Origin of the sequence: Streptomyces hokutonensis, from assembly GCF_042751305.1 — a bacterium.
In the GTDB taxonomy this organism is placed as follows: Bacteria; Actinomycetota; Actinomycetes; order Streptomycetales; family Streptomycetaceae; genus Streptomyces; species Streptomyces hokutonensis_A.
Genome location: NZ_JBHYWD010000031.1, coordinates 75,234 through 89,338, shown reverse-complemented (window position 1 = coordinate 89,338; position 14,105 = coordinate 75,234). Strand labels below are relative to the sequence as shown.

Sequence of the window (14,105 nt, the reverse complement as noted above, 5' to 3'; positions counted from 1 at the left end):
GAGCGGGGCGGGGGGGGCGCCGGGAGAGCGGGGGGGCCGGGGGCGCGCGCGTGGCGTGTGTGGGGGGAGGGGCGCGCGGCGCCCCCGCGCGGCGGACGCCACGGTGAGCACGGGCAGGAGCCGCGACCCCGCCAGTACGGAGGCCAGGCCGGTGGTCATCGGCCGAGCCATCCGCCGTCGACGGGCAGGGTGGTGCCGTGGACGTAGTCGGAAGCGGGGGAGGCGAGGAAGACGGCGGCGCCGCCGAGGTCGTCGGGGGTGCCCCAGCGTCCGGCGGGGATGCGCTCCAGGATGGCCCTGCTGCGGGCCGGGTCGTCCTGGAGGGCCTGGGTGTTGTCGGTGGCGATGTAGCCGGGGGCGATGGCGTTGACGTTGACGCCGTGCGGCGCCCATTCATTGGCCAGTGCCTTGGTCAGTCCGGCGATGCCGTGCTTGGCGGCGGTGTAGCCGGGAACGGTGATGCCGCCCTGGAAGCTCAGGAGGGAGGCGGTGAAGACGACCTTGCCGTGTCCCCGGGCCACCATGGTGGCGCCCACGGCCCGGGTGAGCGCGAACTGCGCGGTGAGGTTGACCTGCAGCACCAACTCCCAGTCCGCGTCGCTGTGCTGGGCGGCCGGCGTGCGGCGGATGGTGCCCGCGTTGTTGATGAGGATGTCCACCGGGCGCTCGCGTCCGGCGAGGTTCTCGCCCAGGGCGCGTACGGCGGCGGGGTCGGCGAAGTCGGTGCGGATCGCCTCGAACGAGCGCCCGGCGGCCAGCACCTCCTTCTCCACCTGGCTGCCGGACTCCTCCAGGTGGGCGCTCACCCCGATGATGTCCGCGCCGGCCTGGGCGAGGGCGCGGGCCATCGCCTGACCGATGCCGCGCCGGGCGCCGGTGACGACGGCGAGCTTCCCGGTGAGGTCGAAGGCGCTCATACGGCCACTCCCCGGGTGTCGTCGGTGCAGTCCACGAGGATCTTCATCACGTCACCGCCGCTCTCCAGCGCCTCGAAGGCGGCCGGCGCCTCGGTCAGCGGCACGATCTTGGTGATCAGGCGCTGGGCGGGGATGGTGCCGTCGGCGACCAGGGCGACCGCTTTCTCGAAGTCGCCGCGGTCGTACAACCGGGCCCCGACGAGGGTGAGTTCACGCCAGAAGAAGCGGTGCAGATTGACCTCCCGGGGCCGGGGGTGAATGGCGACCAGGCACAGCCGGCCGCGCACACCCAGCACGTCGACGGCCGTGTCCACACCGCCCGCCGCGCCGGACACCTCGAAGGCGACGTCCGCACCCGCCTCGCCCGTCCACCGCTGGACGAGTTCGGTGATGTCGGTGGTGGCCGGGTCCCAGGTGCTCAGGCCCAACTCCTCGGCGAGCAGCCTGCGGTGGGCGTTGAGTTCGACCACGCGCACCTCGGCGCCGGCGGCGCGCGCGACCAGGGCGATGAGGATGCCGACGGGGCCGCCGCCGACCACGACGACCCGCTCGCCCTCGCGTATCCCGGCCCGGCCGACGTCGTGCACCGCGACCGCGGTCGGTTCGACGAGTGCGGCCCGGTCCAGGGGAAGGGTGTCGGGCAGACGGATGAGGGTGGAGGCGGGCACGGTCCAGCGCTGCTGCATGGCGCCGGGGGAGTCGATGCCGATGAAGTCCAGGTGCTGGCAGATGTGCTGGTGGCCGGCGCGGCAGGCCGGGCAGGTGTCGTCCCAGCGCAGGGGCATCACGGTGACGGCGGCCCCGGGCCGCCAGCCCTCGACGCCGGGTCCTACGCGGACGATCCTGCCCGCCATCTCGTGTCCCAGTACGGCGGGCGCGGCGACCCGGGCATCCATGTCACCGTGGAAGATGTGCAGGTCGGTGCCGCAGATACCGACGTAGGCGGGGGCCAGTTCCACCTCGCCGGGGCCGGGCTCGGAGGCGGTGGCCGGCGCGGTGTCCAGGGTGCGGGCCGAGATGTATCGGACGGCTAGGGTCATCGTGGGGTCAGGGTCCCTTCCGCGCGGACGCCGATGGTCAGCAGCAGGTTGGCGTAGGTACGGGTGTCGCCGGTGACGACGGCGAGGGCCAGGTCGGGGGAGTGGGCAGCCTCGTAGAAGGCGAAGCGGCCGAGGGGATCGACGGGGACCGGTGCCAGCCTGGAGCGGTACTCGGCGATGGCCGCCGGCTCCGGCTCGCCCTCGGGCGGCACCATCACCTGCGCCGACTCCACGGGCAGGGCGCGCAGCAGTACGTCCAGGACGGTGGTGACGTCGAGAGTGCCGGGTGCCAGGTTGAGGTGGACGGTTCTGGCTCGTTCGCCGACGGCGGTGCTGGCGGGGTAGTGGCCGTCGGCGAGCAGGACAAGGGCACCGTGCCCCGCTCCGGCCAGTGCTTCGAGGATGCCGGGGTGCAGCAGTTCGGTGAGCAGCACGCAGTCCTCTCCTTATGTCTGGTTCTCGTGGTCGGACAGGCGGTAGAAGGCGGTCGCTGTCTCACAGAGCACCGCGTGCCTCTCGTGCGGTGAGCAGTCGTCCAGCAGGCGCTCGACGGTGGCCGCCCAGCGGGTCCAGCCTCCGGCGAGCACGCAGACGGGCCAGTCGGAGCCGAACATCAGCCGTTCGGGCCGAAGGCGGCCAGGAGGGTGTCCCACACGGGGCGGATGTCGTCGATCGTCCACGTGTGGTGGTCGGCCTCGGTGATCAGCCCCGAGACCTTGCACCGCACCTGAGTGTGGCGGGCCAGCGCGTGCACATCGCGCGCCCAGTCGGACATCGAGGCTGTCCGATGGGTCGTTTGCCCGCGTGGTCCAGAACGAGGGGGAGGCCGGGGAAGCGCTGGGCGAGGCGGATGGCCTGGGGGAACTGGTGACTGCGAATGAGCACGTCGTAGCCGAGGTCCCGGTCCTGTACGGCGCGCAGGCCCCGTTCGACGGACGGCTGCTGCAGCCTCTCCGGGTCCCAGCCGGGGGGCGGGTATCTGCGGGCCCTGCGCCACCTGGTGCAGGGCGAGTACGTCGCCCATCGCTGGGGACGTCAGGTCCGCCCAGCCGACCACGGCGCCGACCAGGGGTTCCCTGCGGGCGAGGTCGAGCAGGTCCGCCGTCTCCTCCGTGGAGGTCATGCACTGCACGACCACCGTGCTGGTCAGCCGGCGCCCCGCGAGGGGCCGGTCGGTGGCCCGGCGCAGGTCCTCGATGCCATGGCTGCGGCGGATCGGCTCGCGGCCCGGTTCGTCGAGCCAGGCCTGGGGCCGGCGGTCCAGGCCCCACACGTGGTGGTGGGCGTCGAGCAGGGGCAGCGGTTCAGACACGGGCGGACCAGACGGGGCCGTCGGGGTAGCTGTACTCCTTGAGGGAGGCGGGATGCATCTGTGCGCTCAGTCCGGGCAGCGTCGGCGCGAGGTAGTGGCCGTCGACGATGCGGACCGGGTCCACGAAGTGCTCGTGCAGGTGGTCGACGTACTCGATGACCCGGTCCTCGGTGGTGCCGGTGACGGCGATGTAGTCGAACATGGACAGGTGCTGCACCATCTCGCACAGGCCGACGCCGCCGGCGTGCGGGCAGACCGGCACGCCGAACTTCGCTGCCAGCAGCAGGATGGCGATGTTCTCGTTGACGCCGCCGACGCGGGCTGAGTCGATCTGGACGATGTCGACCGCGCCGGCCTGCAGCAACTGCTTGAACACGACACGGTTGGCGATGTGTTCGCCGGTGGCGACCTTGATGGGGCTCACCGCCCTGCGGACGGCGGCGTGGCCGAGGATGTCGTCGGGGGAGGTGGGCTCCTCGATCCAGTAAGGGTCGTAGGGAGCCAGGGCGCGCATCCAGTCGATGGCGGGCTGGATGTCCCATCTCTGGTTGGCGTCGACGGCGATGCGGATGTCCGGGCCGACGGTCTCGCGGGCGGTGCGCAGGCGCCGTATGTCGTCCTGCAGGGGGGCGCCGTCCTTCTGCGGGAGGTGGGTGAAGCCGTCCGCGACGGCCTCGCGGGCGAGGCGGGCCAGCTTCTCGTCGGAGTAGCCGAGCCAGCCGGGGGTGGTGGTGTAGGCGGGGTAGCCCTGGTCGAGGAGGCGGGCGATGCGCTGCTCACGGCCGGGTTCGGCCCGGCGCAGGATGTCGAGCGCCTCCTCGGGCGTGAGGGCGTCGGACAGCCAGCGGAAGTCCACCTGGGCGACGAGATCCTCCGGCGACATGTCGCCCAGGAAACGCCACACCGGTTTGCCCGCCCGCTTGGCGGCCAGGTCCCAGGCGGCGTTGACGACCGCGCCGGTCGCCATGTGGATGGCGCCCTTCTCTGGCCCCAGCCAGCGCAGTTGGGGGTCGTGGACCAGGGAGCGGGCGAAGGCGCCGAGGTCGGAGCAGACCTGCTCCACGGACAGGCCGACCACGTGTGGGGCGAGGGTGGTGATGGCGGCGGCCTGGGCGTCGTTGCCGCGCCCGGTGGTGAAGGCCAGGGCGTGGCCCTCCAGCCCGTCGCCCGCGTCGGTGCGCAGGACCACGTAGGCGGCGGAGTAGTCGGGCTCGGGGTTCATGGCGTCAGAGCCGTCGAGGTGTTCGGAGGTCGGGAACCGCACGTCCAGGACGTCCAGGGCGATGATGCGGGCTGAGGGGGGCACGGGGGAGGACATGGCGGCAACTCCTGTGAGCGGCAGGGGAGACGGTTCCCCCTGCGACGAGACGTGAACGCGGTGGAGGTGGGGCGGCCGTGGGCCGCCCGGGTCACTCCTGGACCTTGCCGCCGGTGATACGGGAGATGGCGAGGGCGATCAGGATGATCAGGCCGTTGAGGGCGCCGATCCACTGGGCGGGGACACCGGCCAGCGTCAGCACGTTCTGGATCATGAAGAGCAGCAGGATGCCGCAGAACGCGCCGAACATGGTGCCCCTGCCGCCGTTGAGGCTGATGCCTCCGATGACGGCGGCGGCGAAGACGGTGAAGATGTAGCCGTTGCCCTGCGCGGAGGCGACCGACGCCAGGCGTCCGGAGAGCATCAGCCCGGCGAGGGCGGCGAGCACGCTTCCGGTGACGATGACGATCCACAGCACCCGGTCGGTGCGGATGCCGGCCGCCTTCGCCGCGTCGACGTTGCCGCCGATGGCGTACAGGGAGCGGCCGAAGCTGGTCCAGCCGAGTACCACGATCGCGACGGCGAACAGGGCCAGGCAGATCCAGATCGAGGCAGGCATGCCGAACCATTCGGCGGTGCCGGCGTAGAGCATCGACTGAGGCAGCTGGAAGAAGGTCTGACCGCCGGAGATGCCGGTGAGGATGCCGCGCAGCACGATCAGCATGCCCAGCGTGACGATGAAGCCGTTGAGGCCGAAGCGGATGATCAGCAGAGAGTTGATCACACCCACGAGCGCGCCCACGGCGAGGGTGAGGGGGACCGCCCAGCCGCCCGGGAGCAGACCGAGTCCGTGTCCTGCCCCGGCCGGGACGACCAGCCAGGCTGCGACGCCCGGCGCCAGGCCCATCGTGGACTCAAGGGACAGGTCCATCTTCTTGACGATCAGGATCATCGCCTGGGCGAGGACCAGCAGGGCCATCTCGGACATGGTCTGCAGGACGTTGATGAGGTTGTCGGTCTGCAGGAAGACCGGGTTGACGATCTGGCCCACGATCGCGATGACGACGATCGCCGGAACGAGCGCCAGATCGCGCAGCCGGGCCAGGGGGATCCGGCCGCCGAGCAGAGCGGTGCGCTTCCTGCCGGGGTCGACGGACTGGGTGGCGGCGTCCGCGAGGACGGTTTCAGGCATCGAGGTCCACTCCTTCCATCGCGGCCACGAGGTCGTGGTCGTGCCAGCCGCGGGGTATCTCGGTCGTGACCCGGCCCTGGAACATCACCAGGATCCGGTCGCACATGCGCAGGTCGTCGAGTTCGTCGGAGGCGATGAGCACGCCGGTGCCGGCCTGCGCGGTCTCCTCGACCTTGCCGAGGAGGAACTCCTTGGAGCGCACGTCCACGCCGGCGGTCGGGTTGATGAGGACCAGCAGCCGGGGGTCGTCCGCCAGGGCGCGCGCCATGACGACCTTCTGCTGGTTGCCGCCGGACAGGGCGGAGACGGGCAGCTCCGGTCCGGGGGTCTTGATGGCCAGGTTCTCGATCAGGCCCTCGGCGAGCCGGTCGCGCCGTCCGCGGCTGAGGAAGCCGTTCTTCCCGAGCCGCCTGGGCACGGACAGGGTGGCGTTGTCGGCGATCGACATGTCCGGTACGAGGCCCTGGTGGTGCCGGTCCTGCGGCACGAACCCGGCGCCGGCCGCGAGCGCGGCGGGCACGCTGCCCGGCCGGGGCCGGCGCCCGGCGATCTCCAGCTCCCCGGTCGCCGCGGCCCGCAGGCCTACGACGGTCTCGGCGACCTCCGTACGTCCGCTGGCGGCGGCGCCCGCCAGGCCGACGATCTCTCCGGCGCCCACCTGGAAGGTGACGTCGGTGTAGGTGTCGTCGCTGCCCAGAGCGTGTACGGACAGCGCGGGTGCGGCGCTCTCGTCCAGGCTGGCGGCGCGCTCCTGGCGCCGGTCTGCCGCGGCCTCACCGGTCATCGCGGCGACCAGCTCGGTGCGGGGCAGTTCCGCGACCGGCGCGCTCACGATGTGCGCCGCGTCGCGGAACACCGTCACCATGTCGCAGATCTCGTAGACCTCCTGAAGGTGATGACTGATGAACAGGAAGGTCACGCCCTGGCGTTGCAGGTCGCGGATGCGGTCGAAGAGCCGGCTGATCGCCGCCGCGTCGAGCTGCGCCGTGGGCTCGTCGAGGATGATGAACCGGGCCCCGAAGGACAGTGCCCGGGCGATCTCGACGAACTGCCGCTGCTCGACGCTGAGGTCACCGGCCGGGGACTGCGGGTCGACGTCCACCGACCAGGCCGACAGCAGCTCCTGGGCCCGGCGGCGTACACCGGTCCAGCTGATGAGCCGGTGGGGGCCGTGGTGGTGCCGGTTAAGGAAGAGGTTCTCGGCGACGGTCAGCGTGGGGATGATCGTCGACTTCTGGTAGACGCAGGCGACGCGCCGGCGCCAGGCGTCGCGATCACTGAGCCGCGGTGCGGGGTCGCCGCCGAAGGTGACCGTCCCCTCGTCGGGGGCATGCAGGCCCGTCAGGACGGACACGAGGGTCGACTTGCCGGCCCCGTTGCGGCCGACGAGTGCGTGGGTCTCGCCGGACCGGATGGTGATCCGGGCGCCGTTCAGGGCCACCGTCGGGCCGAATCGTTTGACTATGCCCGTCGCCTCGACCACGGGCGGGGCCGCGGGGGCCCGCCCGTCGTCCGCCGGGGCGGGCGCGGGGGTGACAGTACGCTCCCCGTCGCTCATCTCAACCGCCTTGTTCTGGATAGCCGTTGGGTACCTGACCGGGCAGGTCAGCCGAGGTGGTTGCCCCACAGCGACGTGTCGTCGCTCTTGACGCTGGCAACGCCGCCGTAGGTCCCGCCGTCGGCGGTGACCAGGGGAGCGGAGAGCTGGTCCTCCAGCAGACCGTCACGGACCTGGATGATCGTGCTGTCGTGGTCCGTCTTGCCGGGCTTGAACGTCTTCCCGTCGATCGCGGCCTTGAGGTAGTACAGGGCGTACTTGGCGTACAGGTCGGCGGGCTGGGAGACGGTGGCGTCGATCTTGCCGCCGGCGATGTCCTTGAGCTCCTCGGGGATGCCGTCGTTGGACACGATGAAGACGTGCTTCTTGTCCTTCGGATCCACCAGCAGGCCCTTCTGCTTGAGGACTTGGAGGGTGCCGGACAGGGCGAAGCTGGACTCCATGTAGACGCCCCTGATGTCCGGGTTGGCGGTCAGGTCCGTCTGCAACTTCTGCGCGGCGACCGCGCCGTCCCAGTTCGTGGCCTCGCCGAACACCTTGATGCCGGGGTAGTTCTTCTTCACGCAGTCGTTGAACGCCTCGGTGCGGTCGCGGCCGTTGATCGAGTCGAGGCCGCCCTCCAGCATGACGACCTTGCCCTTGCCGCCGAGCTTCGTGCCCAGGAACTGGCACGCCTTCTCGCCGTAGGCGCGGTTGTCGGCCCGCACCACCATGAACACCTTGCCGGTGTCGGGGCGGGTGTCGACGGTGACGACGGGGATCTTCTTCGCCTCCAGCTGGGCCAGGGTCGGCGCGATGGCGGCGGTGTCCTGCGGCGCCATCGCGATGCCCTTGACGCCCTGGCTGATGAACGTCTGCGCGTTGGCGGTGAGCTTGGCGACGTCGTTCTGGGAGTTAGTGGTCTTCAGGGACAGGCCGAGCTGCTTCGCGAAGTCGGGCGTGTACTTGATGTAGGAGTTCCAGAAGTCCGTGTCCGACCGTGGGTAGTCGACGCCCACGAGCGGTTTGTCGCTCGACGAGGCGGAGGTGCCGGAGCCGCTGCTGCACGCGCTGAGCAGCGTCAGCGCGCAGACGACGGACGTGGTGGAGCCGAGTGCGGTTCTGATTCTCATGGGTACTTCCTCGCGCTGGTCCCGGAGCGGGGTTGTTACACCGATGCGACGGTTGGGTGTCGCAACTGGAGAGATGGGATGTTTATAGGGTGGGCTCGAAGGGGTTGTCTAGAGTTCGGAAGGAGAAGCTGGAGAATTCCGCCAGAACGCGCGACCGAAAGTCCGCGTCATGGGATGTCGATGGCAGATCCATCCCATCAATGTTGTGAACCTGTGATGGGATGTCTCTTGCGCCTGGGTCGCTCGGTGGCCGCGCCGATGCGTGGCTGCGACCCCGTCAGTCCGTGGGCTCGGGACTCGGCGGGCACCCGTGAGGGCCTTCGCTCGCGACGGCGAACTGCTGCCATGCGGACCGCTCCCGCTCGTGCCCGCACGGCCGGGGCCGCGAGCGGACTCGGCCAGCGAGAGTGCGCGACGGACGGCTCATGGCTCAAACGCCCCGCCGACCGGCCGAGTCGGCGACGAGGGCGGAAGGCTCCGGCCGATACCAGGGATCCCGGGCCCGCCGACCGGCCGCCGCCGCGACCGGTCCGTGCGGGCTCGCCCGCGATCGGCCAGCCCTCACCGGACGTCGACCCACCAGGGCTGACGGACAGTTAGTTCGCCTGGGAGCGGCGGGATTCAGAGCCAGCCGCGGCGAGCGGCCTGCCAGGCGAGCTGCATCCGCGTATCGGCACCGGCGAGCGTCATCATGTGCTGGATGTGGCGCTGCACGGTGCGCCTGCTCAGACCCATCTGACTCGCGATGGCCTTGTCGGCGACACCCGCCACGAGCAGCGAGAGCAGCCGGCGGTCGGTCTCGGTCAGCGGGTCGGCGTCGACGACCCCGTCGCTGCCCTCCACCCCGCCGGACGCACTGACCTTCAGCGGGACCGCGGTCTCCCAGTAGCGCTCGAAGAGCGAGATGAGCGCCTCCAGCAGGCTGCTGCCTCGCACCAGCGCGGCCGTCGCCACCTGGGGACTGCCCTGGGGCCCACCGGGGACCAGCGGACAGATGGCGATGGCACGGTCGGCCACGGCCAGGCGCAGCGGCAGGTGCGGCACCGATCGGGCCACCTCGCCGGCGCGCACACCTTCCACGACGTTGTCCACGGCGCCCTCGTCGTCGAAGAAGGCCTGCTCGTACAGGACGCGGTAGCGCACCCCGCGGGCGAGGGCGTCGTACTCGGCGCGGTTGCTGCCCGAGGGCATCGCCACATACTGCGCCTTGCAGAACCAGAGCATCTCGTGGCGCGCGTTGTCCTGCATCTGCCGCAGGTGCTGGCGCAGCGCCTCCGCTCCGGTGATGACCTCGATGAGCTGGCCGGGGTCGTGCCTGCGGCGCGTACTGCGGTAGCTGTCGAGGAGGTCGGTGACGGCGGTACGGGCCTTGTCGAGCGCGTCGGCGTTGCGCTGCAACCGCGGCAGCAGCGCCACGTCGGGCGGTACGGCGGCGTAGTGCAGCGGATCGCGGTCGGTGGGACTGGCCAGGCCCTTGCCGCGCAGGGTCGTGAGCACGGCCTCGACGGAGTCGCGCGGGAGACCGGTCCGGTCGGCGACCTCCTGGGCCGACGCGGTCGCGGTCCCGACCAGGAGCCGGTAGACGGTCTCCTCGATCGCCGTGAGACCTGCGGCCTCCAGCATGCCGTGCCCCTCCCTCGCCGCGGCCGGCCCCGAGAGGCGGAACGGCCCGTTGAAGTTTGCACCGCGAGCCACCACCGGGCAAGCAAACGGCGGGTAACCGGGCTTCCGCCCGGGCACCCGCCGCCGTTCAGCCGTTCCTTGGGGCCGCCGTCACCGCCCTGAGGAGGGGCCGCGGTGCAGGTAGGCGCGGTCGACCGTCTGCCGGACGGTGTTGCCCGCGGCGTCCACCGCGGTCACCCGCAGGCTGACGTACGCGTCCCCGCGTACTCCCGACGGCCGTTCGACCGCGGCGGTGAACCGCGTGTCGCCGTGCCGCGCGGTGCGGGCGGTGTGCCAGGTACGGCCGTCGTCGTACGACGCCTCGACCTTGAGCGTGACCCCGCGGGGGGCGGCCAGGCCGTCCGGCATCCGTACGTTCAGACCCAGCGTGTGCGACCGGTGCGGACCCACCGCGTTGCGGAGGTCCACCGGCGCGCTGTAGTCGACCTGGAGCAGCGGCAGCAGCGTGGCCGTCGCCGCGGTGTCCGAGGTGAACGTCCAGGACGTCCTGGTGCCGGTGCCGAACTGCCAGTCGGCGGAGGTGCGGGCGGTGGTGAGGTCCAGCCGGTAGCCGGCCTTGCCCGCGGGCACCTCGAATCCGCCCCAGGCCCCGGTGCCGGACTGCGCCACGAGCCGGCCGTCGCGGTACACCTCGGCGTGGGCCATGTCGCTCGGGTCGTCCACCGCGGACGCCGCGGCGCCGGTGCCCACACCGCCACCCAGCGAGCTGGCCTCCGCGAACGACCAGTGGCCGGACTGGGAGTCGGTGAACTCCGGGATGTACAGGGACAGGGTGTCGCCGTTGCGCACCGAGCCGGGCCAGCCGGTAACACCGTGGGGGATCGACGGGCGCACCGGCCCCGCGAACCACTTCTCCGCGACGTGCTGTCCGGGCCGGTAGGTGCGGGCGGCGTCCTTCATGCCGACGCCCAGCTCGAGGTCGCGGTCCATGACGGTGTCGTGGTGCACGGTGTGGCTCCACAAGGTGTCACCGGCCGTCACGTACTCGGTGCGCTGCTGTCCCACGGGCACGTCACGGGTGTACTGGTTCCAGGCGAACTCCTGGTAGGGGCGCCAGCCGAAACGCTGCTCGCTTGCCCAGGCCGAGGCGCCGGTGCGGGTGTAGGCGGCCTTCACCACCGCGCTGTTGCGTTCGCTGACGGTGTACACCAGCTTCTCGGGAACACGCTGCTGGGACACCTGCATCACGTCGTACAGATAGGGGCTCTTCACCGTGCCGGAGAAGTCCACCGTGGTGGTGCGCCCACCGGCGCGCTTCAGCAGGTCGGTGCCCTCCGTCGCGCCGGCGCGCATGATCGGCAGTGCGAGGCGGTCGCCCTCCGGCTGCCAGCGCGTCCAGGGGAAGAAGCCCTCGGGCATGACGAGCATCAGCGCCTTGGCCCCGGCGTCCGCGGCGGCCTTCGCCAGCTCGGTGTCGTTGCCGAAGTCGTAGCGGACGACAGCGAGCTTCCCGCGCACATGAGCGGCCTTCAGGTCCGCGGCGGTGCCCGCTCCGGCGTCCACCGCGGTGAGCCGGGCGCCCTTGTCGTCGAAGACCGGAGAGGTCGGCAGGTAGTACGGGACGAAGGTCGCCGAGGTGCCGGACACCTTGGCCCGCAACTGCGGGGCCGTCATCTGCCAGCGCGAGGCGAACTCGAAGGTGCCGTCGGTGACCTGCGCGGTCGGGCTGACGTAGATGCGCTTGGCGACGTCGAAGAACATCACGCCCTGGATCAGGCCGTGGCCCTCGATGCGCCGGTACGTCTGGTAGCTGAGGATCCCCCGTTGCTCGGCGGGCTCGGGCGTGCGGATCTGCACCTGGGTGACCTTGGAGGCGTCCAGCGTCACCGTGGTGTCCTTGGAGACCTTCACCTGCGGGTTGATCACCTCGACCAGTTCCTGGCCGTCCGGGGCGTTGTCCAGAGTGCTGAAGTCGACCTGGTAGGTGCCCTCCTCGACGACGGCGACCGCGGGGTCGGCGCTGGTGTACGAGACGAAGCCGTCCTGGCCCCAGATCGTCGGCAGCCAGCCCGGCAGCACCTTGCCCGCGCGGTCGCGGGCGATCACGGCGAGCCGGTGCTGCGGCGCGTGCACGACCAGGGAGAGCGTGGTGTGGGCGAGCACGGTGCCGTCCGCGCCGGTCGCGGTGGCGTAGCCGTAGTAGGCGCCGCGCTCGGCGTTCTTCGGGTCGGTGCTCAGCGGCACGTCGGCGGAGGCGCCGGGGGCGAGGTGGACGGTGCTCGCGCCGGGCGCGACGACACCGGCGGTCAGGGCCACGCCGTCGGAGTTGGCCAGGGCCACGCTCAGCTTCAGGTCCACCGCCTTGTCACCGGTGTTGGTGTAGTGCAGGGTCGCCGACTGCCGTTTTTCGCCGCCCAGCTGGACGGCGGGCAGCAGCACGCTGCCGGTGGCTGTGACCGCGCCCATGGCCGCGGCGACGTCGATCCGGCCGCCGCCCTGCTCGGTCGCCTTCGTGCCCGGCACGGTGTGCGCGGTGCTGATCAGCGCGTCCTTCAACTGCCGGCCGGTCCAGCCGGGGTGCTGCTGGGCGATCAGCGCGACGGCACCCGCGACGTGCGGGGTCGCCATCGAGGTGCCGGACGCCGCCGTGTAGTTCGCGTCGACCGGGTCGCCCATGGTGGTGCCGGAGGCGCGCGCGGCGACGATGCCGACGCCGGGGGCGGTCACGTCGGGCTTGACGGCCTTGTCGCCGAGGCGCGGACCGCGGCTGGAGAAGGAGGCGAGGGAGTCGTCGCGGTCCACGGCGCCCACTGTCAGCGCGGCGTCGGCCGCACCGGGCGAACCGATTGTGGAGTCCCCGTTCTCGCCCGCGTTGCCCGCCGCGACGACGAAGAGGGTGTCGCTGGAGGCGGACAGCGTGTTGAGGGCCTGGCTCATCGGGTCGGCGCCGTCGGTCGGCTCGTCGGAGCCGAGGCTCATGTTGACGACCTTGGCGTGCTCGGCGGCCGCCCACTCCATGCCGTCGATGACCTGCGACTCCGAGCCGTAGCCGTCGTCGCCGAGCACCTTGCCGATCAGCAGCTCTGCCTTCGGCGCCACACCCTTGCGGGTACCGGAGGACGCCGCGCCCGTGCCGCCGACGATCGACGCCACGTGCGTGCCGTGCCCGAAGTGGTCCACGGTGTTCCCGCTGCCCGAGAAGTCCCTCGACTCCGCGATCCGGCCCGCCAGATCGGGGTGGGCGGCGTCCACGCCGGTGTCCAGCACGGCCACCTTCACGCCCTGGCCCTCGTACCCGGCCTTCCACGCCGCAGGCGCGTTGATCTGCGCCGTGCTGCGGTCCAGCACCGGTGCGACCCGGCCGTCCAGCCACACCCGCGGGGTCGCGGCGGCGCGGGCGGTGCCCTCGGCGTCGCCCGGGTTCAAGGCCTTCCAGAAGGCGCCGAGGTCGTCGTCCGTGACGCGCAGCGACCGCGCGCCGATACTGGCGAGGTTCCGCGCCGGGGCCGATGCCTCGTTGAACGCGGCGACCCGGTCCGCGACGGCGGCCGCGGCCTTCTCGCTCTTCGGGGTCGTCCGGGCCACACCGCCGCGCGGGGAGGCGGAGACGATCAGCGGCAGCGCGGAGGTGTCGGCCTCGTCGTAGCCCTGGGCGATCAGGGTGGAGACGTCGAACAGACGCCGGTCCAGCGTCCCGGCGGAGACCAGGTCCGCGGCGTCCGACGGCAGCACCGTCAGGTCGCCGCCGTCCTCCTGGTACGTGCGGAAGACGATGCCCTGACGGCCGGGTCCCGGCCGGACCGAGGCGGCTTGGCGGCCGTCGGTCCCCGGCGTCACCGTCACGCGGTCGCCGGTCACCAGGCGTACGGTCACGGGCGGCGCGCCCTGGCCCTCGGCGGGTCGCGCCGCGGCGTCCTGGGGCGTCCGGGCGGAGGCGGCCGGTACGCCTCCGGAGGCCAGCAGCAATCCTGTCGATATCGCCGCTGTCAGGCGGATCCATGCCATCAGCCAAGCACCTCTCGTACAGCTGGGAGTCACGCGCTGTCCGACAGAATCCGCTGTGGCGGTGAGCATGTCACTGGCCCTTGGTGTC

Annotated in this window: 9 protein-coding genes and 1 pseudogene; all 10 read right to left on the bottom strand. The window is 71.6% G+C overall.

Annotated elements, in window-relative coordinates; translation table 11 throughout:
* Positions 1 to 155: 155 nt before the first annotated feature.
* The 10 genes and pseudogenes from kduD to ACFXC1_RS45980 all read right to left on the bottom strand — a co-directional run bounded on the left by kduD (position 156) and on the right by ACFXC1_RS45980 (position 14,017).
* A complete protein-coding gene (gene kduD, locus ACFXC1_RS46030) occupies positions 156 to 917 on the bottom strand; it encodes a 2-dehydro-3-deoxy-D-gluconate 5-dehydrogenase KduD (RefSeq protein ID WP_381255009.1) in 762 nt (253 codons plus the stop codon).
* Positions 914 to 1,957, bottom strand: a complete 1,044-nt coding sequence (locus ACFXC1_RS46025; RefSeq protein ID WP_381255007.1) for a zinc-dependent alcohol dehydrogenase — start codon at positions 1,955 to 1,957, stop codon at positions 914 to 916. Before ACFXC1_RS46025 ends, kduD begins: the two co-directional genes overlap by 4 nt.
* A complete protein-coding gene (locus ACFXC1_RS46020) occupies positions 1,954 to 2,391 on the bottom strand; it encodes an RbsD/FucU family protein (RefSeq protein WP_381255005.1) in 438 nt (145 codons plus the stop codon). Before ACFXC1_RS46020 ends, ACFXC1_RS46025 begins: the two co-directional genes overlap by 4 nt.
* Positions 2,392 to 2,403: 12 nt before the next feature.
* Positions 2,404 to 2,732, bottom strand: a pseudogene (locus ACFXC1_RS46015) (amidohydrolase family protein).
* Positions 2,733 to 3,261: 529 nt separating this feature from the next.
* Positions 3,262 to 4,587 (bottom strand): L-fuconate dehydratase, encoded by a 1,326-nt coding sequence (locus ACFXC1_RS46005; protein WP_381255003.1) that lies wholly within the window; start codon positions 4,585 to 4,587, stop codon positions 3,262 to 3,264.
* 91 nt (positions 4,588 to 4,678) lie between these two features.
* Complete coding sequence (locus tag ACFXC1_RS46000; RefSeq protein ID WP_381255001.1) at positions 4,679 to 5,719, bottom strand: ABC transporter permease; 1,041 nt, start codon at positions 5,717 to 5,719, stop codon at positions 4,679 to 4,681.
* Positions 5,712 to 7,277: a sugar ABC transporter ATP-binding protein gene (locus ACFXC1_RS45995; protein WP_381254999.1), complete on the bottom strand. Its 1,566-nt coding sequence runs from the start codon at positions 7,275 to 7,277 to the stop codon at positions 5,712 to 5,714. Before ACFXC1_RS45995 ends, ACFXC1_RS46000 begins: the two co-directional genes overlap by 8 nt.
* A 47-nt stretch (positions 7,278 to 7,324) precedes the next feature.
* Positions 7,325 to 8,389 carry a sugar ABC transporter substrate-binding protein gene (locus ACFXC1_RS45990; RefSeq protein WP_381254998.1) on the bottom strand — a complete coding sequence of 355 codons (1,065 nt, stop codon included), beginning with the start codon at positions 8,387 to 8,389 and terminating at the stop codon, positions 7,325 to 7,327.
* A 621-nt stretch (positions 8,390 to 9,010) separates the two neighbouring features.
* Complete coding sequence (locus tag ACFXC1_RS45985; RefSeq protein ID WP_381254996.1) at positions 9,011 to 10,012, bottom strand: helix-turn-helix domain-containing protein; 1,002 nt, start codon at positions 10,010 to 10,012, stop codon at positions 9,011 to 9,013.
* A gap of 150 nt (positions 10,013 to 10,162) precedes the next feature.
* A complete protein-coding gene (locus ACFXC1_RS45980) occupies positions 10,163 to 14,017 on the bottom strand; it encodes a S8 family serine peptidase (protein WP_381254994.1) in 3,855 nt (1,284 codons plus the stop codon).
* Positions 14,018 to 14,105: the final 88 nt, after the last annotated feature.

Bases quoted from the DNA above. Each gene is read 5' to 3' on its own strand.
- ACFXC1_RS45990 (WP_381254998.1), bottom strand. From the start codon at position 8,389: ATGAGAATCAGAACCGCACTCGGCTCCACCACGTCCGTCGTCTGCGCG.
- ACFXC1_RS46005 (WP_381255003.1), bottom strand. From the start codon at position 4,587: ATGTCCTCCCCCGTGCCCCCCTCAGCCCGCATCATCGCCCTGGACGTC.
- ACFXC1_RS45995 (WP_381254999.1), bottom strand. From the start codon at position 7,277: ATGAGCGACGGGGAGCGTACTGTCACCCCCGCGCCCGCCCCGGCGGAC.
- kduD (WP_381255009.1), bottom strand. From the start codon at position 917: ATGAGCGCCTTCGACCTCACCGGGAAGCTCGCCGTCGTCACCGGCGCC.
- ACFXC1_RS46000 (WP_381255001.1), bottom strand. From the start codon at position 5,719: ATGCCTGAAACCGTCCTCGCGGACGCCGCCACCCAGTCCGTCGACCCC.
- ACFXC1_RS45980 (WP_381254994.1), bottom strand. From the start codon at position 14,017: ATGGCATGGATCCGCCTGACAGCGGCGATATCGACAGGATTGCTGCTG.
- ACFXC1_RS45985 (WP_381254996.1), bottom strand. From the start codon at position 10,012: ATGCTGGAGGCCGCAGGTCTCACGGCGATCGAGGAGACCGTCTACCGG.
- ACFXC1_RS46025 (WP_381255007.1), bottom strand. From the start codon at position 1,957: ATGACCCTAGCCGTCCGATACATCTCGGCCCGCACCCTGGACACCGCG.